Annotated in this window: 16 protein-coding genes; 11 read left to right on the top strand and 5 right to left on the bottom strand. The window is 43.5% G+C overall.

The annotated features are described in order from the left end of the window. Positions 1-314 precede the first annotated feature (314 nt). The 3 genes from J3P37_RS13545 to J3P37_RS13555 are packed head-to-tail and all read left to right on the top strand — an operon-like array spanning position 315 to position 1,349. Positions 315-848, top strand: a complete 534-nt coding sequence (locus J3P37_RS13545; RefSeq protein WP_256011804.1) for a hypothetical protein — start codon at positions 315-317, stop codon at positions 846-848. Next, on the top strand, positions 838-1,077 hold the full coding sequence (locus J3P37_RS13550; protein WP_256011805.1) for a hypothetical protein: 240 nt from the start codon (positions 838-840) through the stop codon (positions 1,075-1,077). The genes J3P37_RS13545 and J3P37_RS13550 overlap by 11 nt, the downstream gene beginning before the upstream one ends. Beyond that, a complete protein-coding gene (locus J3P37_RS13555; RefSeq protein ID WP_256011806.1) occupies positions 1,059-1,349 on the top strand; it encodes a helix-turn-helix domain-containing protein in 291 nt (96 codons plus the stop codon). Before J3P37_RS13550 ends, J3P37_RS13555 begins: the two co-directional genes overlap by 19 nt. Positions 1,350-1,677: 328 nt before the next feature. On the opposite strand, the gene J3P37_RS13560 is transcribed toward J3P37_RS13555, so the two are convergent. From J3P37_RS13560 to J3P37_RS13570, 3 genes are all read right to left on the bottom strand, one after another. Continuing rightward, positions 1,678-4,362, bottom strand: a complete 2,685-nt coding sequence (locus J3P37_RS13560; protein ID WP_256011807.1) for a DEAD/DEAH box helicase — start codon at positions 4,360-4,362, stop codon at positions 1,678-1,680. Further along, complete coding sequence (locus J3P37_RS13565; RefSeq protein ID WP_256011808.1) at positions 4,352-5,341, bottom strand: Hachiman antiphage defense system protein HamA; 990 nt, start codon at positions 5,339-5,341, stop codon at positions 4,352-4,354. Before J3P37_RS13565 ends, J3P37_RS13560 begins: the two co-directional genes overlap by 11 nt. A 626-nt stretch (positions 5,342-5,967) precedes the next feature. Continuing rightward, entirely contained in the window at positions 5,968-10,095 is a 4,128-nt protein-coding gene (locus J3P37_RS13570) for an NACHT domain-containing protein (RefSeq protein WP_256011809.1), read from the bottom strand. 474 nt (positions 10,096-10,569) lie between these two features. Between J3P37_RS13570 and J3P37_RS13575 the strand changes: the two genes are divergently transcribed. The 3 genes from J3P37_RS13575 (at position 10,570) to J3P37_RS13585 (ending at position 15,670) form a co-directional block, all read left to right on the top strand. Next, the gene (locus J3P37_RS13575; protein WP_256011810.1) at positions 10,570-12,699 is read left to right on the top strand and encodes an ATP-dependent nuclease; all 2,130 of its coding nucleotides are present in this window, start codon (positions 10,570-10,572) and stop codon (positions 12,697-12,699) included. Between the two features lies 1 nt (position 12,700). After that, on the top strand, positions 12,701-14,473 hold the full coding sequence (locus J3P37_RS13580; protein ID WP_256011811.1) for a UvrD-helicase domain-containing protein: 1,773 nt from the start codon (positions 12,701-12,703) through the stop codon (positions 14,471-14,473). 120 nt (positions 14,474-14,593) lie between these two features. Further along, a complete protein-coding gene (locus tag J3P37_RS13585) occupies positions 14,594-15,670 on the top strand; it encodes a hypothetical protein (protein ID WP_256011812.1) in 1,077 nt (358 codons plus the stop codon). 500 nt (positions 15,671-16,170) lie between these two features. On the opposite strand, the gene J3P37_RS13590 is transcribed toward J3P37_RS13585, so the two are convergent. Next, positions 16,171-16,677 (bottom strand): helix-turn-helix domain-containing protein, encoded by a 507-nt coding sequence (locus J3P37_RS13590; RefSeq protein WP_256011813.1) that lies wholly within the window; start codon positions 16,675-16,677, stop codon positions 16,171-16,173. A 563-nt stretch (positions 16,678-17,240) separates the two neighbouring features. On the opposite strand from J3P37_RS13590, the gene J3P37_RS13595 reads away from it, so the two are divergent. The 5 genes from J3P37_RS13595 to J3P37_RS13615 all read left to right on the top strand — a co-directional run bounded on the left by J3P37_RS13595 (position 17,241) and on the right by J3P37_RS13615 (position 24,060). Beyond that, on the top strand, positions 17,241-17,723 hold the full coding sequence (locus tag J3P37_RS13595; RefSeq protein ID WP_256011814.1) for a hypothetical protein: 483 nt from the start codon (positions 17,241-17,243) through the stop codon (positions 17,721-17,723). 8 nt (positions 17,724-17,731) lie between these two features. Continuing rightward, positions 17,732-17,917 (top strand): hypothetical protein, encoded by a 186-nt coding sequence (locus tag J3P37_RS13600; protein ID WP_256011815.1) that lies wholly within the window; start codon positions 17,732-17,734, stop codon positions 17,915-17,917. Beyond that, positions 17,914-21,114, top strand: coding sequence for a SusC/RagA family TonB-linked outer membrane protein (locus tag J3P37_RS13605; protein ID WP_256011817.1), 3,201 nt, complete (start codon positions 17,914-17,916; stop codon positions 21,112-21,114). Before J3P37_RS13600 ends, J3P37_RS13605 begins: the two co-directional genes overlap by 4 nt. A gap of 16 nt (positions 21,115-21,130) precedes the next feature. After that, on the top strand, positions 21,131-22,483 hold the full coding sequence (locus J3P37_RS13610) for a RagB/SusD family nutrient uptake outer membrane protein (RefSeq protein ID WP_256011818.1): 1,353 nt from the start codon (positions 21,131-21,133) through the stop codon (positions 22,481-22,483). 278 nt (positions 22,484-22,761) lie between these two features. Beyond that, positions 22,762-24,060, top strand: a complete 1,299-nt coding sequence (locus J3P37_RS13615; RefSeq protein WP_256011819.1) for a TlpA family protein disulfide reductase — start codon at positions 22,762-22,764, stop codon at positions 24,058-24,060. A gap of 386 nt (positions 24,061-24,446) precedes the next feature. Here J3P37_RS13615 and J3P37_RS13620 read toward each other — a convergent pair whose 3' ends face one another. Then, positions 24,447-24,728, bottom strand: a complete 282-nt coding sequence (locus tag J3P37_RS13620; RefSeq protein ID WP_256011820.1) for a hypothetical protein — start codon at positions 24,726-24,728, stop codon at positions 24,447-24,449. Positions 24,729-24,899: the final 171 nt, after the last annotated feature.

Here is a 24,899-nt window from a genome sequence, read left to right on the forward strand (position 1 = left end):
TGCTGTCCAGTAATGCACATTACCCACCTTCAACGTTTGGCTCATCGCAGCTCGATGGCTTGACAATTTTACTCTTTTTCTTGGAATTTTTCCTTCAGTTCGATTCTATAAATTATGAACCATTCGGTTTAAAAGCATTGGCAAGCATGATGACCAGGAGCTGTAAAAGCCGAAAACACTCATCCTATTTATAATCGGAGGGTTAGCCCTCCGGACCTGCAGATTTCAAAACTGAAAGTAGGGATGTGGCAGGTATCAACGAGTGGCTTTGATTTCTTAAAAATTTATATACTTTTGTGAAATAAAAGAATATAATGTTTTCCTATAATAAAAGGGCGAGTCGGTTAAAGAAGGAATTGCTAAACGTAGTAATTTCCAAAGATGCTGTGGTTATAAGAGGCAAGGTTCATAAGACAAAAAAACATCCCAACTACACTAGAATTTATAAATCCAAGGGTTCGAGCAAAATTTTTGTATTGCCTAAAGATATTGATTTCGCCTCCTTTGATTGGAATTCAGCTTTTATTGGATATTCAAAAACATTTAAGATATACGAATTAAAGCTAGGCGATCTTCCTTTTTTGGAGATCTCAAAGCTTAAAGCTAGTAATTACAACTTAAAACCTATTCCTCTCTGGATAACTAAAGTTATTGAAGAGATAGAATCATGGATTCAAAAAATAGAAAGTAAGCTCTCATTCCTAAGAGCTATTGACAAACGAGAATTGATACGAAATCAAATTCAAGACGTGTTTAAGAACATGGATGATACGCATGACGGTGCTCTATTATTTAAACCATTAATAATAGAGTTTCAACGGAATAAGTATTTAATTCATGGAAAATAAGAATATAGATAAAGCATTAGAACTTATAGATAATATATTAAAACAACCGCAGAGCAAACAGAGTCAAAAGCTACTAAAAAAACTCAAGGAGCAACTTCATAGTGCCACAAAACCTAGTGGCTACAATAAAAAAAGTTGGATGCAGGTTCTCAAAGAGTTAATTAAATGGGCGATGATTTCTGATAAAATATCTAAAGAACTCATTGATTTATGGACATCGGACGAGTAGTAATATTACTTAGAGAAAAGAAACAGATTAGCCAGTCAGAACTGGCTAATCTAATTGGGATTACGCAGCCATCTTTATCAAATATTGAGTCAGGTAAAAAAAAACCTCATAAGTCAACGATCTCTAAGATCTGTGAGGCAATGGAAATTCCGGAACAATTCCTTTACTTCCTTGCGACTGAACCGGAAGACCTACCTGTGTCAGGAAGAGAAAGGTTCAAACAAGCCGAAAAAGGCTTAAAAAAACTTATTTTATCTACCATAAAGTCCTAGTTAGGTTTCGGTTGCCTTATATAATGATTGTATATAACTTAAGAGCTTTGTGTGATCGGGCATGCGGCATGCCAAGTTGGAAATTCTTTCTAGTAGATAAAGGCACTATGGGTCGTTCGTACTTAAATGCGGCCATGTTCACTGACCTCTGTCACGGTTTGAAGGAATGTTGAAGATGACAGTCTAGGTTTTCTAAACTGAGTCCATAACATGGATTACTAGAAGTAGGTGGTCACAAGATAAAATGCAATATCTTTGGTTTGTTTTTGGCCAACTAAAAGAATTAATTATCAAATAAAGATTCTCACAACGTCATACGTTCGGCCTATTAATCAATTTCAGATTTATTTAGTAAAATAGCTTTTTCTTTTAAGAATCTATTTCGGGAAAGAAATTTATTGTAAGTTGGTTCAATGCCAGGCACGACTTCCCTTTTTTCTAGCCATGACAATACATTCTCATCATTTTTCACACCTCCAGATTTTTTGAACTGCTCAAACACTCTCAAGGCAATAGTTCTTGGCACCCCGCTAGTAATTAAAAGAATTACGGCCGGTTCCTGAGTACCAAGTTCCAATTGAATAGGTAAGGCCAGACTGAGTTTGTATTTTTGCTTTTCCTCTTCTGTTAATACCGATTCCAAAATATTACTGAGCAACTTTAGGAATTTCAACAATGAAAAAGTAATCACTTTGAGATTAATTTTGATGACATCCCGAATCACTTTATTTACAGCAGCAGCATCTGTTGGGTCTATGCGATTTTCTAATGCTATCCTGGGATCTGAAGAAAGGTATTTTATGCGCGTCCTGATTAATTCACCAATACTTTTCCCTTGGATCCAGTTGACCGCATTAATGCAAATAGTGTTTGGATAAATGGTGAAATTGTCTTTTTTCCAAATCTCATCTGTGATCTTAAAAACATCATTGAGCCTGTTGATTAAACTGTCCAGCTGCCAGTAAAAGCTTTTGTTTTTATATTCAAGTCTTTCCGCCTGCTCACGGGTAAATGGCTCGTTAAAATTTGGATTGGGATGTATAACCCAATGCTCGAAACCTTCCTGAATAATTCTTTGGTAAAGTACATTTTGTATAATGGGATCTATGGAAGGATTTTGCCGGAGTACGTTAATTGGAATAGACACTTGCTGAATTGCCTGGTTGAGTGCCTGGACGTATTCAGTAATTTGTGTTGGTATTATCCCCTTTTTTTTTAAAAATATTTCGAGGGAGCCGTCAGCTTTAATTGCTTTAAAGCGCAGGGTCGAAATTATACCCTTTGATTTGTTGTCAGACGCAAGTGGTTGATCAGAGCTCAGGTCTTTTTGGCTAATGTTTTGAATCGACTTAGAACTGCCCGGTACCACTTCTTTATTATATTTCGCATCATAAAATCGTTCAGCCCATTGGATATCGCCGCTTGCTAAGCAGAAAACAGTCCCATATAAACTATTTTTTAAGCGTCCTGCCCTTCCAATCAGGTTCCCAAATTCAAAAGAGCTTAGCTCTTTTTGGTTTTTATCAGGGTGAAGGATAAACAAGTTATCGGCTGGCAAGTTAACCCCTTCAAGTAAGGTGGAGGTACAGAACAGTGTTTTAATTTGACCTTTGTTAAACAATGTCTCTATTTCCTTTCTAACGAACTCGGACAGGTTGCTATGATGGAAAGCGACCCGCTTGAGCAGACATTTGATCAAATAGTACTGAGGGTGAATGTCAGTACGAAGATACTTAATAAGATCAATCATATCCTCTTCTAATTGATCAACGTCTTCATAAGTTTCGCTGAATTCTTTTGCCCAGTTTTCCGCGTAATTTCCTTTGCTTGCATAAACCAGATTACTTTCTTCAGTCTTGATTAGTTTACTAACAATTATGGCTAAAGCCTTGGTATTACTGCTAGAAAATTGCTTTTGTATCCCTGGGATCTCAATTGCATTTTCGATTTCATAATTTGAGCCATGATGGTTACGAAGCACGAGTGAAAGATGATCTGCTTCAATTTTAATGATTGTTTTCAGCTGCAACACAGGAGAAAGCTGAGTGTCAACAGTTTCGTTGGACCTATCGAATAGTCCGGTAAACAATGCTTTTGGATTAGAGATGAAAGGTCCTGCGATTATAATTTTGGTTTTTTTTTGAACTTTGGAGAGTTCTTCATATACAAATTCAAAAAGGGCGCCGCGCTCATCTTCATGCTCGACGTTCTGTATCTCGTCTATAAAAATGAGGTCGGGAAGATCAATTCCTATTTCTGAATTTACAATTTTAACCGCCCTTTCCGGGGTGATGACATAAATAACCTTTTTTAGCTCCTCGGTTTGCTCGGGAATAAAAACATTTTTGATGGTTATTTTACCGATTTCTCTCCGTAGTTCCTCGCTAACCTGATTGATCAGTGCTCTGGATGGCACGATATAAAAAACGCAAAATTGTTGCTGTCCTGATGAGATGGCCTCTTCTATATATCTTTTGAGTATAAACGATTTACCAGAGGAAGTAGGTGCCGATATAGAAATAAATTTTTCGGTCTTTAAGATATGGTATAGACGAAGCTGAAAATCTGTCAACAGAAAAGGCTTGTCATTGATGATGATTAAATTTTCTATTCGCTGATCAATTAGCTCTTGGGTAAGCAAGATGTTTTCATCAAACATGGACACCTGTGCCAGCGGGTTCTCTGAAGGGTTAGTGTATAAGCCAGTCAGGAATTTGGTCGCGGTCAGATTCCCTATCCGAGAGAAAAGAATGTAGACCACTTTCAACAACCTGATATCTTCCTTAAAATTCAGATAGATCAGGATGGCGAAGTCCTGGACACTTTTTTTGTGCATTTCATTTTCACTTTCCGCAAGTATAGAGGCTAACCAGACCGCTTTGCGAAGTTCATAGGGATCGATGGCAATATTCGGAAATGAATTATTTTTTTTGTGTAAAAGTTTAAGGGTTAATGTTTCGGTAACCTTACTTAATAGCGGATTTGAAAATAAGCGGTCTAGTTTACTTTCCATGATCTGGTCTCATGTTATGAATGGCGAAATACATACCGTCCCTAAAATACTTGACATCATTGAAGGGAAAGATGAAAAAGTCAAGATAGATTTTTTTGATATTCTCCTGGTCAGTTATTTTGGTGTTGATTTTGGTTAAGAAAGCCTCTTTTTCCTTCATCATAAAATCCTTTAGGTAAACTTCCAATTGTTCAGGGCTAGCGGCGAGCTGTTCGAAACTGGTGATTTTGGCCGTATTGTACATGATAAGAACCGGATGTACCCAAATTTGTGTAGCATAACTCGCGGTACCCGGGGTAAGCCGGTCAAATATTTCCTCAAAATCATCATCACCTTCTTCGGTAAAGAGGGTATTGTTGGCTACAATAAATTCCATATTCGTGAATTCGGCCTTGGTCTTTGCCGCATGGAAGCGATCGATAGAGGTGAAGGCATCGCCTACCGCATCGCTGAAGCCTTGTTTGATTTTAGATTCGCCGATGAATATCGCTGGCCCCAAGCTACCATCACTCCGCTCATAGTTTCCTAGAAATATGCCATCGCCTCCTTTGACCTGGTCTTTGCCGTTTGATAAACCGCTAATCTTGTGGGCGACCATTTTACACTTTAAAATGCTTTCTGTCAGGGCAAATAGAAGAAGTTCGCCGAATTTTCCATCAGAATCCGGCGCAGTTGCGCCAAAGAAAGCTTTTGCTTTTTCGTTTAACGACACATCCAGTCGTTTATCGGCCAAGTCTTTTCCATATTTTTTAAGCAGTGCTTGGTATTCCCTTTTCTTTGCCCTGCTGCTATTGACATAATCAGAAAGCATAAAGTTGAGTTCCTCTATTATACTCGAGCAGGAGAATTGGTTCCCGATCACTTTTGGCGTGTAGCCTCTTACAGCAATTTTAAGTTTCTTATCCTCGAAATGGGTTATTAGTTGCCGTTCTACCCAATCTTTATCAATCTGTATTTTAGCTTCCCAGTTTATATCCATTTTATTGCAGTAAAGTGAGAGATGGACAAAAAAATGATTTGTGCTGTGAGAAACTCAATTTGGAAATCTGGAAGAAGTTTATGCGGTTTTGAGGGCAAAATATTGAACATGATAAGTATTTAGATGCCTAAATATAATATTATTTGCAAAAAATGTGTCTACCGATTGTTTGACTCATATAATAAAAATACTAACTCTCAATGAACATTAGCTTTTATAAAATATGATTATTTTGTTTATATCTAATTATTTCATTATGAAATCAGCGTGTACATGATGTAAGAAAGATTTACAGATACATCGGACGGTAAAGAAAAAAAATGATAAGATTGACGTTTACGTGGATAAATTGGTTTTGAAAGATGAGTGGGCAGTGATAAAGAGCAATTGTATTTAGCCATTGAATAAAAATTATTAGCGTGTGTCTGACCAGGTAATTTAAGAGAGGGGGCATCCACATTTCAGGGGAGAACCGACCGGGCCGAAATTCGACTGTTTCCTTTCCGAAAATACACCACCTTAAAAAGAATGTACTGAATACGACTAGAGGTATGGATTATGCTAAAAGTGTCTTATACGGCAAAAGTTTTACAGAAAGCGAATGGTTTACTGAATAGACTGAGTTCTCAATTACTGATCTGCTCAAATAATTTTTTGATTTCCCTATTCGATAAGGGAACGATATTGATTTCTCGATATCTCTCCGTCATTTGCTCTGCATGCCAACCAAGGTGACCGGAGTTCTTTGGGTAGCTTGTAGCCAGTTCGTTGGCACATTGATACATCAAACCTGTAACCAACTGAAGATCTTTCTCGCTTTTAGCTGCAAAGCCATTTAATATTTCAAGCAGTAAACCCTTTGGTGAATGATGAAACCTGATCTTATCTGTTTTAGCATCCAGCAAAATAGGCATAAGCGGTTTCAACAGTTGCAATGCCCACTCTGTTTCTACTCCCCAAATCTTAACGTTTCCCTGAATCTCAAAGGGCGCGATCTTTCCAATTTCAAATTTGGAAATCAGGTAGCTAAACCCTTCCTGATTTCCAAGTTGAGACAAATGCCTTGTTGCTTCAATTTTTCGCTCCGGTGAAGTTTCATCCGAATAGAGTGATATCAGTAGCTTTTCAATCACAACTAACGGATGGGTTTCTTGAAGTAGTTTGGCCATAAACATCAGTAGGTAGCCATTTAAGTCCGTTATTTTATCGAAAATCGGTAAAAGATTTGAATGCCGGCCGCCAAGCGTAACATACAATTTCATATAATCATCTATGTCATTGAGCTCAGCTTGTTCATTTACAATAAAGCCTAAAATATAGGGCAGCGCTTCTTTGATGCTTAGTTCGCGGCAAAACTCTAGATGCGTTCCTATGATATCTATATCGGTCAAAACCGTTTGAAGATTGCTTAACACACATTGTTTCAGGAGATACTTACGATCATCAAAATGGTTTAACAATGCATTGGTCACAGATTTTCTTTTATTGTCCGCTGCAAATCGCATTCCACCATAACCCTCTGTATTCACCCGGATAAACTTCAGGAGAATATCCTCATCTGTTGGAAAAAGATTATCCCGCCATATTTTTAGCAATTGTTTGCATTGATACCGTTCGTTGTAAGAGCTGTTTACACTCAATGTATCGAAGGGAAAAAATGTTATCTCTTCGATATAATATTTCTTAAGATGCTCTCTTACCACATCCGGATAATATTCTATGATATAGTTCCGTCTTAGCTGGTCAGCCCGCCATATTTTGAAATATTCCAGATTATCAATAGCGTTTAAACAGACATGCAAAGATACCTCCTTGTCGGAAGATTGTTCTCTGATGAATGAAGTCAGCAAAACGGAATTTACTTTTAATCGTGGATTATCCTCATCGAAACGTTCGTAGAATTCTGATGTATTGATAGTTTCACTACCCGCAATGTGAAAAAGTTGAATGATACCATTTCGGAATTCCTCTCTTGAGCCGATATATAATAAGTCGTTCATTCTTTTCCGTTCCTGCGTTTCGCGATACCTTATATGTGTAGGATTGGGTTCATCTACAAAACCGAAAGCTGTTTCACCTAATTTTTCGAGTTGGTCATAAGCATCACGTTGCTGACTATAAAGGAAGCCATTACAGCAAATGTTGAAACCTTCACGATTCAGAACTCCTTCCTCAACCGCATAAAGAATGTCCGGAAAACAAACCGGCCGAAGCGCACTGCTGAAGGAATACCTTTGCAAACTGTTTTTTTCCGACAGCATTGCGATACGTAATCCTAAGGAGTGAGTTTGCGTGATTTCCAGGAATTCAACCATTTCGTTAGGCTCTCGGTCATAATGATGACGTCCGGTAAAGATCAGGTAAGCAACAACTGGGAAAATAATGGTTCGGTCTGAATGATATATTTCTGCACAGACTCCTGCGAGCGATTTATAAAACGCTTTTGTGACGTCTTTATCATGGCGGAAAAAATTTTGGAATGGCTCACCCTGTACAAGTTGAAGCAAATTTCGGATATGCTGACTGTCACGTGTTGTCAATACGATATCGAGTAATTTCCTTTCGGAGCCAAAGTAGGAAATAGACTTATTATGAGCATAAAGGGCCTGGAAGCCTAAAAGTATCCAGTTATAATGAGCATCAACCAAATTATGAGCCGACAAATATTGATAAAATCCCTGCCGAAACTCATGTGACACATCTAATAATGGATTATTCAGCAATTGATCTAGAAATTGCTCATCTCCCAACTTATAATGTGAAATAGCTTCTAGAAGTAATCGGCCAAGATCAGGGTCATTTATATCTACTAACAGTTGTTTAGCCAAGCTTGCATAACGCTCCGCCTGCGATGCGGATAATGACAGGTAACGAAGTGTCCGGCAAGCGACGATCTTTACTATTACGGCTGTGTCAAGTAGCAGGACGGCTAATAGTTCATCTACAATAGCATCATCATTACCGACAAACGCAGCAAGGTTGGATTCGTCGATTGCGACCAACCTTGCTTGATGCCTATTCGTCCGGCTTATTATTTTTTGTAGCACTTCAAGCCGGAACTGGGGTCTAAATTTACTGCCTTCGCTTAACGCCAAAAGTTCGATATTATCGGCCTCAATAAGTGCCACCAGTTGTTGGCGGTCTTCATGGTCTTCCCGCAACAAGGATAAATAGGTTGCGAGCGTTTGTATCCACTTCCGGCTTATCTTCCGTATTTTGTCACCGAGTGTAACTAACTCTATAACCTCTGTGGCCTCTAGCTTCAGTAGAGCAAGGGCGGCCAGTTGTTCCTGGAAAAGAGCATTAATGAATGACCATTGCCCATCACGTATATTAAGGATAGAGCTGTGGGTGAGAACGTCTATTTCCTCTTGGGAAAACACTTCCTGAAGCAACTCATCCTGACAGGAATTAAGCCCTTTGATTTGCAGCAGTAGGGCCAGTTTTTGTAAAGCGTCGCGGTATTTTACTTTATGTTTATCAAAACTAAGGCCCGAACGTAATTTTCGGGTTGCCGAGACACTCAGTGATTCATCTACAAACCGGGTGGCAATAGCGATCCTGTTATTGGGCATTTCTTGCGTAGGGTCATTAAACCATTTCACCAGTTGGTGTAAATAAAACGGCGTTCCCAATAAGTTGGCTATTCCTAAGCCATTCATTTTAGAATAAAATGCTGCGGCATTATTAAAGTCGCCCAGTTGCTCTTCCAGGTAATCGAAGATTTGTCGCATGTGCAGTTCAAGCAACTCATAAAATTGGAAACCGGGCAGCTCCGCGTTAAGGTTTTGATAATTATAAAACATTTTGCGGCAGGAAAACGCAACACGCACAGCCGGATGATTTCTTCCGAAATCACGGATATGACCGACTACCGTATTGAACTGCGCGGCGGGCACTTCGTCAAGTCCATCAATCAGTATGACGAGATCTTTTACGGGCACGCTCATCCAGCTTTCAAAATGATCACTTAAAAGTTGTCCGATAGGTATTACTGAACAAAATTTCAGGTCTAAAAGAAGCGGGACAATGGGAAGGTCAAGCTGGCTAAGCTCCCATGCGGTTTGCCGCATCAGACTGCTCTTTCCCTCATAGGCCTCTGCAATTAAGCAAATCTCCCTTTGCGCTGATTGTCCGATGATCAATGATGTCAATGTCAGAACGGATCTTTCTTTTTCTGCGAAATGCCAGGCCTCTGTATCACCTGTTTCGGTGACTGGTTGAATATGACGGGCCATGAAGCCCGAGACAGGCTTAAGTAACGGTGGATTGAGAGCTGGTTGAAAGCAATGTGCTTTCGCTTCTGCTAGCCCAAAATATTTCTCGGTAAGGCGATAATGCGAAATCAGAGCGTCTTCTAAGCGTGAACGGTCCCAAATATCAAATGCAATTGCATGATTTTCCCGCAATTCTCGTTTTTGGATTGTAATCCAGGATTGAATATCCGGCTTTTGAAGGTCGGCACTAGTTGTTATGATAAAGCTTTCGGATGTTTCCGCATATTCTCCCGACAGAAACAAAGGAACTATAATTTTTAGTTTAGAAAAAGTTAAGTTAGTGTGTTTACACTGAATGCAGACGTGTTTGCCGCTTTCCTGCCGAAAAGACAACAAGTCTATACCTGATTGAAAATGCCCCTGCCGCAAGAATTCTTCCGCCGCAAGGTCGCCCGTTCGTTTATGGTATAAAAAAAGACTGATCTTTTGAAAATCCTGCCAATCAACCTTAGACCAAGTAAGTCCGCTTTCATTCATTTCGTAAAGATAGCGGATTTCGATTGGCTCTTGTTTACCGCCTGTTGGAGGTCTTAGATATTTACTGATTGGGGTTGGGCATATGGGCAGCAGAAAGTTATCGCAAAGGTAAGCCGTTGCGGCAGGTAAGACCGAGCCCTTTAGGTTTGGGCTAGAAAATCTCTGCACCTCCGCCTAGCCCCGGGATGTATTTTCTTAGCCACAGAGTCTCGCCTCGCCAAGCCCACCCTTTTTTTTGCCTCTACCAAAAGCCAAACGAGACGTGTGCAGAATGGGTACAAAACTTAAAACACAATTCCATTCGATTAAAACTTTAGCTAAATGAGGTTACGAAAATCTTATTACAGTGAGAAAGCCTAGATAGAGTGGTGGTAGTATTCTCTGTAAACGACAAAGAATAAGCAATAAAAATTGACTAGAAGCGTGTTGAAGTTTGAATAAAAATCTTAAATTCGTCATACTTGCCTTCACAATATGTACATCTCTCAAATAAACATTAAAAACTATCGAGGCTTCAAGGAAAATATTATACTTTTTGAGCCTGGAATCAATATCGTAATTGGTCACAATAACGCCGGGAAGACGAATTTGCTTCGGGCACTGCAAATAGTTTTTGACAGAGCGCAACAGCGGTTGTCCATTGACGATTTCAATGCATCAATTACAGACTTCTCCCAGCCACCAAAAGTAGAGATAAGCGTTACAATCAAAGAAACGGTTGCAGCTGCTGGTGCCAATAACATAGGCGAAGATCTTGAAGATAAAAACGTCGTGTATAACTGGTTGGTGAACGAGCAACAGCCATATGAGGCAAGGTTGACCTACCAGTTTTATCTTCCGTTTAAACACCATAGCGAGTATATCAAGGAAATTAGTTCCTTTATAAAAGAGGATGGTACGTATGAGACTGAACAGTGCTTCAACCTAATCGATAAAAAGTTTCTAAAGAAATATATCGCAGCTGTATTCGGCGGTGATCCGCAAAATGAAGAAAAGGCGGGGAGTGATAATTTGGAACGCTTCGACTTTCAATTTCTTGACGCAATCCGTGATGCAGAACGTCAAATGTTTTATGGTAACAACACTTTACTCAGGGATGTACTTAACTACTTTTTAGACTACGACCTTACGGAAGGTAAGGACTTTGAAGTGTTAACTCCTGAGAACAAGCAATCTTTGCGGGATAGAGAGCAAGAATTTACAAATAAAGCCCGCGAACTTTTAGGGCATTTAATAAGTAGGATATCTAAAAATGAAATTCTATCGTATGCAAAGGCAACAGGTGCTGATAAAGGCGGTAATCCGAATTTCGATGCAAATATTTCCGAGCAGCAACTGCTATTTGCGCTTCGCCTAATCGTTGAAAAATTAGGATTTAAACTGCCAATAAAAAACAATGGATTGGGCTATAATAACCTGTTGTTTATCTCTTTGATTATGGCCCGCATGCAAATGGAGCGAAGCAGCTTCATGGGGGATAATGCAAAGATCTTCCCGATTCTTGCTATTGAAGAACCAGAAGCCCACTTGCACCCCTCTATGCAATACAAGTTTCTCAGGTTTTTAGATGAGAACATCCATACACAAAAACAGGCAAGACAGGCTTTTATAACAACACATTCTACACAAATAACTGCGGCGGTAAACTTAGATTCTATAGTTTGCCTTTATGAAGATTTTGAAGGATATCAAAGAGTAAGTTATCCTGGGCGTGTTTTTTCAGATTCCAATGCGGATAAGGATTCCAAAGCATACGTGCGTCGTTTCCTAGACGCTACAAAATCAAATATGCTTTTTGCAGACCGGGTAGTTTTTGTTGAAGGATTGGCAGAGCAATTGTTGTTGCCATGCTTTGCGGCTTACCTAAAAGCCGAGGATCTGCTGATTAATGCACACACCGCAATAGTGAGTGTTGATGGTACCTCATTTAAACATTTTTTAAAATTGTTTGCGTTTCAGGATGCACCAGATAATTATTGCCTACGCCGGAAGGTTGTTTGTATCACTGACGCTGATCCATCTCATAGAGAACGAGAAAATGACGAGGAGGAGGAAGATCACCGTCGCCATTGGAAATCATGCTATCCATTCCAGTTAGACACTGAACCGGATAAATATCATTATTCACCGATGGCCTCTCACGCTCAGGCACTGTTAGCCTTTGCTGCAAACTATCCTCATATGAGGATTTCGACGCCTTCACAAGGTATTGGAAAAACCTTGGAATATGAACTCGCTCATCACAACCCCGATTGTGGGTTATTATTAACCGATAGCTTTCCTACTAAAGGTAAAAATAAAAAGGCGGCTATCAGTCAACTTATGCAGGCAATAAAAGATGCTAAGGAATTTGAAGAGCTATCAAGCATGTGTCAGCATCAAGATATAATAAACTGGCTAGCCTTGAGTAAATGGGAAAGCGAACCCAAGAAGAAAGCTCTTCTGGCGGCTTGTTATCATCGCGCGATTGAAGCTTCAAAAGGGGAACATGCCTTTTTGCTGGAACAACAATTACGGAGAAATCTATTGGCCCAGGGAGATACGAGAGTTGACTTCAAAGTACCACCCTATATAGCCGAATCTATCACTTTCATTACCCAATAAAATGATAGACATCAACCAATTACCTAATATTGATCAGTTACCTTCTATTGAGACCCGGTTCAGAGCGTTTGCCGGACCTGGTGCCGGCAAAACTACTTGGCTAATCAAGCATGTTAAAAATGTACTTAAAGATTCGAAGAAATTAGGTGTAACCCGACGTATTGCTTGCATAACATATACCAACGTTGCAGCTGAACAGTTATTAAGCCGAATGGATTGCGACAAGTCGCAAATCGAGGTATGCACCATTCACAGCTTTCTCTATAACAATGTGATAAAACCCTTCGCCCATCTAATTAAAACTGACGACCATGGCGATAACCTATTCAACGTTGCTGAAATGCAAGGGCATGAGGAACACATTCCACATGCAGACCGAATCCGTCGTTGGCTGTCAACCATCGAGCAAAGAAACGGCAAACGGCAAAATTATTATGGATATTTAAACGGTAGGGATAGCAAAGCCAACCTAGTTAAATACTTAGGAGGCCTGGATTACAAGTTTGATAATGAAGGCAATATTGTGTTGTATAGCAAGAAACATGTTAATGTTGCAGTACCCAGTTCTAACAGAGAATTATGGATTTATAAGAAAAAATATTGGTCAGATGGCGTGATGCACCATGAAGACGTTTTGTATTTCGCAAATTATATAATCAGAAAGTCTCCCCGTGTTCTTGATTTCATACGGAACCGGTTTCCGTACGTATTTATTGACGAATTTCAAGATACGACTGTATTACAAACAAGCATTGTGCGGAAGATTGCAGATGGAGATATGACAATTGGTATCATCGGCGATCTTGCCCAGTCAATTTACAAGTTTGCTGGCGCTGTCCGAACAGACTTTGAAAACCTTCAATTGATAGGAATGGGCTCCTACAAGCTTGAACAAAATTTCAGGTCGAGCCAATCCATCATTGACTACCTTAATACCTTACGAATCGATATCCAACAGCGCGGGTATGAAGATACCCCTGCTGGCAACCCCATCACTTTGTTGGTAGGTTCTCACAGCCAGTCTTATCGTTGGGTACTGGACAACATTAGCCCAGACGCCATAGCTCTAGCTTCTGAACACCGTGATGTCGAAAGCATCAGGACTGCTGTTGCAGTAGAAGGAGAGCATCAGGTGAAAAAGATGTTTGCGGAAGATTCTAATTCTAAAAGGGCCAGGTACATCCACCTTCTTTTGACAGGTTATCGTTGGCTCGAGCGAAAAAACAATAAACAGGCTGTGAAAGTAGTAAGTCAACAGTTGAAGGCTCTTAATCCCAATGCTAGTAAATTTGCCATTCAGAAAGCAAGCATCTGGATATTGGAGGAACTTAAAAAAGAGGCATCTAAAAGACTGACTGTTCACGATTTCTATTTACTAATAATTGACCATTTAGAGAAAAAATTTCAGTTCAAATCTCACGCTCGGTTTGGACCAGGAGGCGCTCAAACATTTTACAGGGGTTGCAGTGTCGATAAAATGCTCCCTTTTGTAAAAGTAGATACGCAATCCGATGAAAAGATTAGGACTATCCATAGTGCTAAAGGCACGGAGTTTAATCATGTGCTAGTTTGCATGCAGTCTTCGGGTGATATTGAACGCTACATCCTTGATGCCAAAGCAAAATTGGAGGCTCCGAGCGATGAAGGACGTGTTTATTATGTTGGCTTCAGCAGAGCTAAGGCCAATTTAATTATTGGAGTGCCTGAATTAAAGGATAAGCTTATTTCTGCCCTTTATAGACAAGGCATAAACGTTGTGCGATTACAGAATTAGAGCTGAATGAGAAGTTTTTATATCACAAAAGAGACGTTTACATAACTTGGTTTTTAATGTTATATATTAATCGACGTCTGCCAGTCCTTGCATTACTAATTATGTTTGCAATAATACTTAATGGAAAGATTACGATTTGACATTCCCGGTTTCGATTTAAAAATTAAACTGAACTCCTCGGAGACTTGCAGTCCAGAAAAAATTTCTGGTTTCGAGCATACCATCAATAATTTGATAGGCGAACTGGTAACAGAAGAATTCGAGGTGTCTGCGACAGTTAAAGAGTTAAACACCTTTTCCATTAGTATTTCCGCAGTTCACAATCGAGGTATTAGAGCATACCAAATCTCTTTTGACGTTGGACTATTTAAATGGATTTATGATAGCCTTTATGTCGTTTTATCAAACAACGATATATTTTCCGGATTCGGTAGTTCATCTGGGCGCTTTTCTATTCCAACACTAGATGTGCCGGACTGGAACAGTCTTGATTTAGCTATGGCTAACAATGAGGAAGTACTTTTTGATGCCGACAGGCTGACCTTGCATGGCTATCTCTATACCTTATGTTTAAGCTTCATTATTCGTCATGAAGTTCGCCACATAGCAAATGGGCATGTTGATTATTTGCACAACGAATTAAATCCTTTGTTTTACGAAAACTCAAGAAATGGACTTAGTACAATGGATAATCAAACGCTTGAAATGGACGTCGATTCCTGCGTCTTTGTAGGAATTCTCCACGGAATGTTGAATGATTCTTCTCAAAAGGAACGTATACCGGAAGAGCTTCGGGATGAAATGGGAGTATTTATGTCTGCGCTATTCTGTATTCAGTTTCTTTTCTATTGTCTACCTTCCAGAAAAGCGACCAGCATTGCAGAGGCAGAGGCAAACTCACATCCCAATGCCTACCTTAGATATTTTTTTTCTTTCACAGCAGGATTGTCGTACATAGAAGAAAACTGGCCAAATCATTTAGATGCGTTTGGGAACCTGCATAAGGAGAACTTCTGGCAGTTTATTAATAGTGTATTCGAAAATGATTCAGTCCAACTTGAAAAAATAAGGCTGGACTACGATTGGTCCAACTCGCAAGAGGGATTCGATTATATGAATAGAATATGGGATAACTGGAATTCTTGGATACCCAGGTTGCAGCGGTTTACATATCTACCATTAGCCTCCTCTACTTAATATTCTAGATGAGCATAAACTATGTGCTTTATCTTGTTGCCACAGGTTCTATATTCTGAGGCATAATAGGAGTACATTTATATTGAGTCTATTTTAAATGCTTCCCTTTACACCGTCGTTTGGTCGGTTACCAAACCAACTATCAGTGTATTTGAAATCCTTGTATTAAACTGATATTTAACCATTTATAGCAACAAGTTCGAACCCGGTTGGGTGCACCAAAAAACTCAAAAGCAACTTTACAACATGGCACTGTCCGTAGTATTAAGGCCAAACGAAGCTACCTATATGCTGAGGATTTGTAAGAGCAATTCAATAGGTATTATCAAGACAATTTGTGAAAAAGAACCCATGTTACAAATATGTTACAACCCCATTTCTCCCTCTCCAAAAATCTCCGTAAATTAGCCTTCAGTTGAACGGAAACGAAGATATTCGCCTCTAACGCTCGAAACATTCCCAAATGCCTTATAATCTTTTGGTCGTTAATTAGTATTATTTCATTTTTTTCTCGAATAAACAAAGGTGTTTTTCTTTTCACCATGCTCTTTAACCTCAATTAAATCTGGCATCCTGTTTAAAGCATTTGAAATTGACGAGCTCTTGTAGTCCCACCCATATTTTTTTAAGGTATCCTTAATTTCATGTACTTCCAAAGGCGACCTCATAAAGTCTTTTTTTAAAAGGATGTGATTGATGCCGAAAACGATCTTCGGCCTCTTAGAAAGAATTTCCACCGCGGGGCTACCTCTTTTTTTATGCAGGTTAAGAATCTTATCTCTAAAATCATCGGGGACAGTAAAAATGTCATCTGAAATCTGCTTCAGTTTTAAGTCTAGAAATGAAAGTATCTTGTCTAATAGATCAAGATTGTAACCAGATTGTGCTGCTTCAATATTTGCAATAGATCTTTTAGAGACATCGGTAACTATGGAAAAATCGTGTTGAGATAATCCTAAAGCGTTTCGGATAGATTTTATATTGGAGCCGATAATGACTCTGCTCAATGATGCCATTAAGCAAAAAGATTACTTAAAATGATTTCAAATGGTGCATGAATTTGTATTTTATAAATTTATATGTATATTTAAATCGTTATTTTATAGGTAATTAATTAAGAGTCTTGCGGCTACATTTCTGACACCGTGACGTAAGACAGCAGATTAACCCCTACGTCTAAAACTGATATGCTATATTTGTATGTCAAATAGATGTGGGGTCTGCTGTAATTCCATGTCACGTAAGGTGTCAGAAGCAGTATGTAGCCATGGTTAGCAGAACCCACATCTATTTTCTGCATACTCAAGACTCGTATTGACATACGAGAATGAAATATTTTTCCAGTAAACATTTCCTCCAGAATCTCATCACTGCACCCGAGTGAACTCCAAGGCTGCTGCCTGATTTGCCATCTACCCGGTTTAGAAACGTCTCTGATTTAGTTTACGTCCCTCACTCGCACAGATAGCGATTAGCCACCTGCCGATCTCCAACATCTTATTGAGAATTCATTTTAAAAGCCCTCAGCGAGCTTAACGGAATCCTATTGCCCAAATTTTTTCCAAATCACATGAAAATTACCATGTCCTATTTTTACATTTTACACTCCCAAAAACTAATCATTCTGACCAGTTTTAAACTGTTCCTCATCATCATCTTAACTTCTGGTACCTCAGCCCGGGCTCAGAACATACTCACCAACCCCTCCGATACGGCCACCGTGATCCTGATCCGCACCTCCACTGCCGATAAGATCCAGGCCATCGGGGCACTGCAGCAACTCGATTTCGACCCTTACGGCTGCCGGGTGTATAACGGCAGCCTGAGCCAGTTCATGCAAGGCCTCAAAGCCACTTACCTGAAAGAGGCCCGCTTAAGCCTGATCGACGGCACTGGCTATGCCGATCCCATCGACCTGCTGCTGGATACGCCGCTGAACAGCATCGAACTTTTGAACCAAGCCCTGGCACCGTACGACCTCCGCTTTGTCACCATAAAGGAGCAAGCGCATGCCCTAAAAGCCTTGACCCTTCAAACCAAACCAGGCCACTGAAAATAACTATGACACTCAAAACAGACAACACCGAAGCCGGGGCCTTCAGAAAATGCCTGATCGTCATTGGTATCCTCATGCTGCTGGTCACCATCGTACTGGTCAGTACGCTGGTCAATGCCGCAAACAGGTCATACAGTAAACCAGGACCACAGCCCAATCCTATCACCCATAAAACGCTCAATAAAAAATGAAGAAATACCTGCTCATCATCATCATGCTCAACCTCCTGTCGGCAACCTATAGCCAGCAGATCCTTCGCGGAACGATAATTTCCGCCATAGATAAGCTTCCGCTGCCCGGAGCCAGCATCCGCATCAAAGAAAATAACAGCTCCGCCACTGCCGACGAAAAAGGAGGGTTCAGCGTCAGCGCCCCACCGGCTCCTTTTACGATCGAAGCCAGCTTCATCGGCTTCCGCAAAAAAGAACAACGTATCAGCAGCCTGCCCGCGGAGGGCACACTTACCCTGACCCTGGAAGAAGATGCCAGACGCCTCCAGGAAGTGGTAGTATCTACCGGCTACCAGGAAATTCCTGCCGAAAGAGCTACCGGTTCCTTCGCACATATTGGCGAGGAACTCTACAACCGCCAGGTAAGCAGCGATGTGCTCAGCCGCCTGAAAGCACTGGCCCCCTCGCTGCTTTTCGACGAGAGGGGAGGAGGCCAAAGCCTCAGCATCCGCGGAAGAAGCACCATCTATGCCAACGATCAGCCCCTGATCGTGCTGGATAACTTCCCCTACGAGGGAGATATCAACAACATCAACCCTAATGACATTGAAAGTATCAGCATCTTGAGAGATGCCGCAGCAGCCTCCATCTGGGGAGCCAGGGCAGGCAACGGGGTGATCGTGATCACCAGCAAAAAGGGCAGGGAAGGACAGCCCCTAAACGTAGAGTTTAACGCCAATACCACCGTGGTCAACCGGCCCGACCTGTTTTATCCGCCCGCCATCTCCCCATCCGATTACATCGATGTGGAGCAGTACCTCTTCGACCTGAACCTGTATAACAGCGACCTGGGCAATACCACTACCCGGCCTCCGGTATCGCCGGTGGTCGAGATCCTGGCCCGGCAAAGAGCCGGAACTATCACCAGCGCTGATGCGCAGTTAGCGATAGATAATTATCGAGGTTACGATCTGAGGAAGGAACTGGAAAAACACTTTTACCGCCGGGGGCTCAACCAGCAGTATCACTTGAACTTCAGGGGAGGCAGCCAAAAGCACAGCTATTTTTTCTCCGCAGGGTATGATGATAACCAAACAGAAAAGACCGGCAACAGCTCTAACCGGCTCTCACTGAACGCTCGGCAGAGCTTCAGCCCGCTGAAGAACCTTGAGCTCAGCAGCCAGATCGGCATCAGCCAGTCGGGCAACCGGATCAATAATACCCTGACCGACCTGGTCACCGGGGGACCATCCGGCAGGGTGATGTACCCCTACACCCGCCTGGCCGACGAGCAGGGCAATCACCTGGCTGCGGTGAAAGACTACCGGGACGCCTTTAAGAAAGAAGCAGAAGCAAGGGGCGTATACAACTGGGATTACGTGCCCCTGGATGAACTGGAACTGGCGGACAACCGCAGCCGCCGGAATGATACCCGGATCCAGAGCAGCATTAAGTATGAGTTGCTTAAGGGATTCAGCGCCACACTGCTCTACCAGTTTGAAAGGCAGTACACCGAAGGCCGGGACCTGCGCAGCGCCGAAAGTTATTTCGTGCGCAACCTGATCAATCGTTATACTACCTTCTCCGGAACTACCTTAACCCGTAACATCCCCGAAGGAGCTTTCCTGAACCGGAGCAGCAGTACCCTGAATGCCCATAGCGGCAGGGCTCAGCTCAATTACAGCAAAAGCTGGAAGGAGCACGAACTGCATGCCCTGGCAGGAACGGAGATCCGCGAGCTCAGCGTTAACGGCAGCCGCAACCGCTATTACGGCTATGATGAGAACCTGGGTTCCTCGCAGACGGTTAACTTTAAGAATAGCTTCAGCCTGTATCCCTCCGGTTCAGGCCTGATCCCCATGGAGCAGGGCATCAGCTCCACCACCGACCGCTACCGCTCGTACTTTGCCAATGCCTCCTACACCTATAAGAGCCGCTATACGGTATCCGGCAGCAGTCGCATGGATCAGTCCAACTTCTTCGGCCTGAACCGCAACCAGCGGGCCGTGCCCCTGTGGTCGGCCGGGATGAAGTGGAATGTCGCCAGAGAAGGCTTTTATGATCTGTCCTTCTTACCTGAGCTTTCGCTGCGTGCCAGTTACGGCTTCAACGGCAATATCAATAAATCCGTCACGGCATTAACCACGGCAACCTTCAGCAGCAACACGCTGACCGGATCGCCCGGGGCAACAATCAGCAGTCCCCCCAACCCCGAGCTGGGCTGGGAGCGAACCGGCATCTTTAACCTGGGGCTGGACTTTGGCACCCGGAACCGGAGACTGGCAGGAAGCATTGAGTATTACTCCAAGAAAGGGCTCGACCTGATCGGGGACAGTCCCCTGGATCCTACTTCCGGCCTGACATCCTACCGGGGAAACGTCGCCGCTATGAAAGGTAAGGGTATAGATGTGCAGCTTAATACCCGGAACATTCAGAGAGCCTTCAGCTGGGAGAGCGCTGTATTGTTCAGCTATACTACCGATGAGATCACCAAATACGAGGTGAAACCGGTGTTTTCCTTGTATATGGCAGATGCGAGCCTCAACTACAGCAGTACGCAGTATTCGCCCACACCCGGCAAACCGCTGTTTGCCGTTTACAGCAGGCCATTTGCTGGCTTGGACCCGCAGACGGGGGACCCAATGGGTTATGTGAACGGACAGCCCAGCAGCAATTACGCTGCGCTCAATTCCAATACCGGTCAAACGGTGGACAGCCTGGTGTACCACGGGCGGGCATTGCCTCCGGTTTTCGGTGCCTTCCGGAATACTTTCAGCTATAAAAGCTTTTCCCTTTCGGCCAATATTTCCTACCGTCTGGGTTATTACTTCCGGCGAAGTTCCATTGACTACACGGCACTGTTCAGCACAGGGAAAGGGCACAGCGACTATGCCCTGCGCTGGCAGAAGCCCGGCGATGAGATTTCAACAACGGTACCTTCCCGGCCGGCAGGCCTGAACGAAGCCCGGGATTACTTCTACAACCGCTCATCGGTACTGGTAGAAAAAGGGGATCATATCCGTCTGCAGGATATCCAGGCCAGCTGGCAGCTCAGCAGGCAGCAGTTTCGCAAGCTGCCCCTGCAGCAAGTGCAGCTCTATGTGTATGTAAACAATGCGGGTATCCTCTGGAGGGCCAACGATCAGGGGATCGATCCTGATTATCCGGCTATGACCGAGCCGCTAAGTATATCTTTTGGAATTAAAACGCTTTTATAATCAAGCAAATAAAATTATGAGAAAATATAGCTTTTACCTGATCCTGATCATGCTGGTCTGTTCCTGCAAGGAAGATTGGCTCGATATCAAAAGCGATATCAGCAAGATCGTGCCGCAAACACTTGCCGATATGCGGCTGCTGCTTAATAGCGCCACTTTTAACCTGAACTACACTACCCTGGGCGAGGTTGCCGCCGATAACATCAGCCTGAATGCTGCCCAGCTGGCAGGGGGAAGTGCCATGGAACGGAACGCCTATGTCTGGGAAGCCGACATCTTTGCAGGCAGCACAGTAGTGACCCAGTGGAACAGCGCCTATAACCAAGTGTTCACGGCCAATGTAGTGCTGGAAGGGTTGGAAAAGATAACTGATGAAATAACACCCGGTAAGCAGAGCGAATGGAACGACCTGAAAGGGAGAGCCCTCTTTTACCGGGCCAGGGCTCATTACGACATGCTGGTGATGTTCACTAAGCCCTATGCTGCTGTCAGCGCAGGGAATGACCCCGGCATCCCGCTGCGGCTAAGCTCTGACATCCATGCGCCCGTAGTCCGGGCAGGGCTTCAGGAAAGCTATGACCAGGTGATCAGCGACCTGAAATCCTCTCTGGAGCTGCTTCCGACCCTGCCTTCCCATAAAACTGAACCCTCGAAGGCTGGAACCGAAGCGATGCTGGCCAGGGTTTACATGGCTATGGGGAATTATGAAAATGCACTGGATTATGCAGAGAAAGCTTTACTAAGAAACAGCGAATTGATTGATTATAATACTCTCACAGCAAGTACCGCCAATCCCTTTGCTGCCTATAATGCAGAAACGATCTACTTCTCCCGGCAGGCCACCCTGGGAGTGATCGTAAACAGCGGGGTAGATGGAGCCTTGTATGCTTCGTACACTGCTACTGACCTGCGTAAAGCGCTTTATTTTCGTTCGAACATGGATGGTAGCTATACGTTCAAGGCCAGCTATGCAGGCAGTACCCTGCTGTTTGGGGGAACAGCGAGCCCCGAGATGTACCTGATCAAAGCGGAATGTTTGGCCCGTAAAGGTGAGACTCTGCCAGCCATGGAAACACTCAATACCCTGCTTGAAAAGCGTTACGACGATGAGGATTTCGTGCCGCTGGAGGCAGGCGGGGCAGAGGAGGCCCTGCGTACCATTCTTGCCGAAAGGCGTAAGGAGCTGGTATTTACCGGGCTGCGCTGGCAGGATCTGCGGCGGCTGAACCAGGATCCCCGCTTCGCGGTGACCCTGGTTCGCTCAGCGAATAATAAGGAGTACCGGCTGGAGCCGGGAAGCAACCGGTATACGTTCCCTATCCCGGATTATATTATTAGTTCGAGCGGGATGGCGCAAAATCCGAGGTAAGAACAGCTAAGTTCAAGGGCTGCCGAAACAAGTTCGGCATGACGAGCGGGTGTAGTTCGGCATGACGAGCAGGTGTAGAAAGGCTGTGTCGTCATCCTGAACTCGCTTCAGGATCTCTTGGCCCGGCATTCTCCCATGCTAAGTTCAAGGGCTGCCGAAACAAGTTCGGCATGACGAGCAGGTGAAGAAAGGCTGTGTAGTCATCCTGAACTCGCTTCAGGATCTCTTGACGTAAATGCTTCTTAACATATTCTCATATCGCTTTAAAATAAACGCAAATGAAATTCACTATAATCCTGGCAAGCACTGCAGCCCTTTTCTTTTCGGAGGGGCTGCAGGCACAGGGCAACTCGAAGCCCCTAAAGATCGGGGAGGTGCTGCCCGATCTTACCATCAGCAAGCTGATGAATTATCCAGCCACAGAAGTTCCGCTCTCGCACTTTGCAGGCAAGGCCCTGCTGCTTGAATTCTGCAATGTGTATTGCAGTAAGTGTACCGAAATGATCCCGCAGATGGAGGCGCTGCAGAAACGATTTGCCGGCAAACTCCAGGTTATTCGGATCACCCGCAATACCCGGCAGCAAGTCAAAGACTGGCAGTCGCGGTATGGATCCAAAGCCGCCATGACCTTACCCATGGCCGTGGAAGACAGTACCTTTATCCAGCTCTTCCCGGTAAAGCTGCCTCACCATGCCTGGATTGACAGCAGGGGAGTGGTCAGAGCCATTACGCAGCAAACCAACATCTCCGAAGAAAGGATCAGGCAGCTGCTGGCCGGAGAGCCCTTAAACCTTCCGGAGGTGCAGTACCTGGAAAACTTCGATCCGAAAAAGCCGCTGTACGCTGATTCCAGTCTTAATCTTCAGCAGTATGTGCAGTACCATTCCGTGTTTACCGGGTATATCAACGGCATCAACAGCAAGGTGGGGTATACCATTGATCCCTCGGGTAAGCATTATACCCGGCTGGCCTTCTACAATACCCCGGTAAAGAACATGCTGAAATATGCCTTCGGCGGCTATCCCGAAAGTAAATTCGGGAACCCTACAGATGACCGGATGCTGATCTTTGAGGTGCAGGATAAAAGCCGGTTCATTCCTCCGGCAGATGAGGCCGAACGGGCAGCCTGGGACTGGGAGAATGCCTGGTGTTACGAGGTGCAGGTTCCTGCAAAGCACAGGCGGGGTCTTCAGGAACTGATGCAGCAGGATCTCTGCCGGTACTTCGGAGTGAAGGTTGCGGTGGAGAAGAGGAAAGTAACCGGGCTGGCATTGCAGGGGATAGGGGTGTATGACAGCCTGCTTACCCGGGGCGGCAAGACCCAAACGATCTACAACAGCCTGAGCCAGACGTACCAGCTGAAGAATGTGCCGGCGCAAAAGCTGGTAAGTACGTTGAAGGGTATGCTGGAAAAGTATATGGTGGTGGATGAAACGGGGATAAGGGAGAATATTGATATGCAGCTGCCCCGCTCAGAAAACCTGGACGAGGTGAATAAGAGTTTGAAGAGATACGGGTTGTGGCTGATCGTGAAGGAGGTGGAAGCGGAGATGCTGGTGATCAGGGATGAGGGTTGAGGTGGTTTTTTCCTGGCAAAACGCAAGGGTGAGTCGGAAACTCTGGTTTATTTGTTAATCCGTAGTCTGCTGACGCGTTGGCCTTTTCACAAGACTACGGACAGCGCGCGGCAAGAGTTCCTGAAACAAGTTCAGGATGACGAAGATTTGAGGCCAGAGCCGGGAACTAGGGAATGAAGCAAAAATTCTTTGGCAAGAGTTCCTGAAACAAGTTCAGGATGACGAAGATTTGCGGCCAGAGCCGGGAACTAGGGAATGAAGTAAAAATTCTTTGGCAAGAGTTCCTGAAACAAGTTCAGGATGACGAAGATTTGAGGCCAGAGCCGGGATGACGATGAGATCAAACTTGAGGCACCGCCCGCAGGGGGGGCGGTGCTTAATTGCTACTATGGCCTCATGGCTGAGTTGCCGGTTGCTGTGTCGGGATTGCCGTCAACAATGTTGGACTCTTTGGCACAAAAGGCTTCGCCTCCCTGGCACAAGCTTTCCTGATCAACCGGCTGATAGGGTTGAACCAGGTTTCCATCACGGTCTGTTGCAAACCAGCCAACGGACTGAACGGAGCTGGTTTTAGCGGGTTTGAATGCACTTAATGTGAAAGTTGCTACAGAACCTGCGATCAAAACAGCGATACCGGCCATTTTGAATTTATTTGAAAATTTAATCATGTTTTATTTTAATTTATTACAGCTCCTTTGCAGGAGGAGCAATTGCCTGCCGCTTTCCCAGGGGCTCCTGTTTGCGGAATGTGTTGTGATTGCAGAGCCGGCCCTCACTCTGCCATTTGTTGAGTTTTGTATTTGTCACCTGCCTCCTTTTTTAGTTTGACATAAGTTCCG

The organism is Desertivirga xinjiangensis (assembly GCF_024436435.1).
GTDB lineage: Bacteria > Bacteroidota > Bacteroidia > Sphingobacteriales > Sphingobacteriaceae > Desertivirga > Desertivirga xinjiangensis.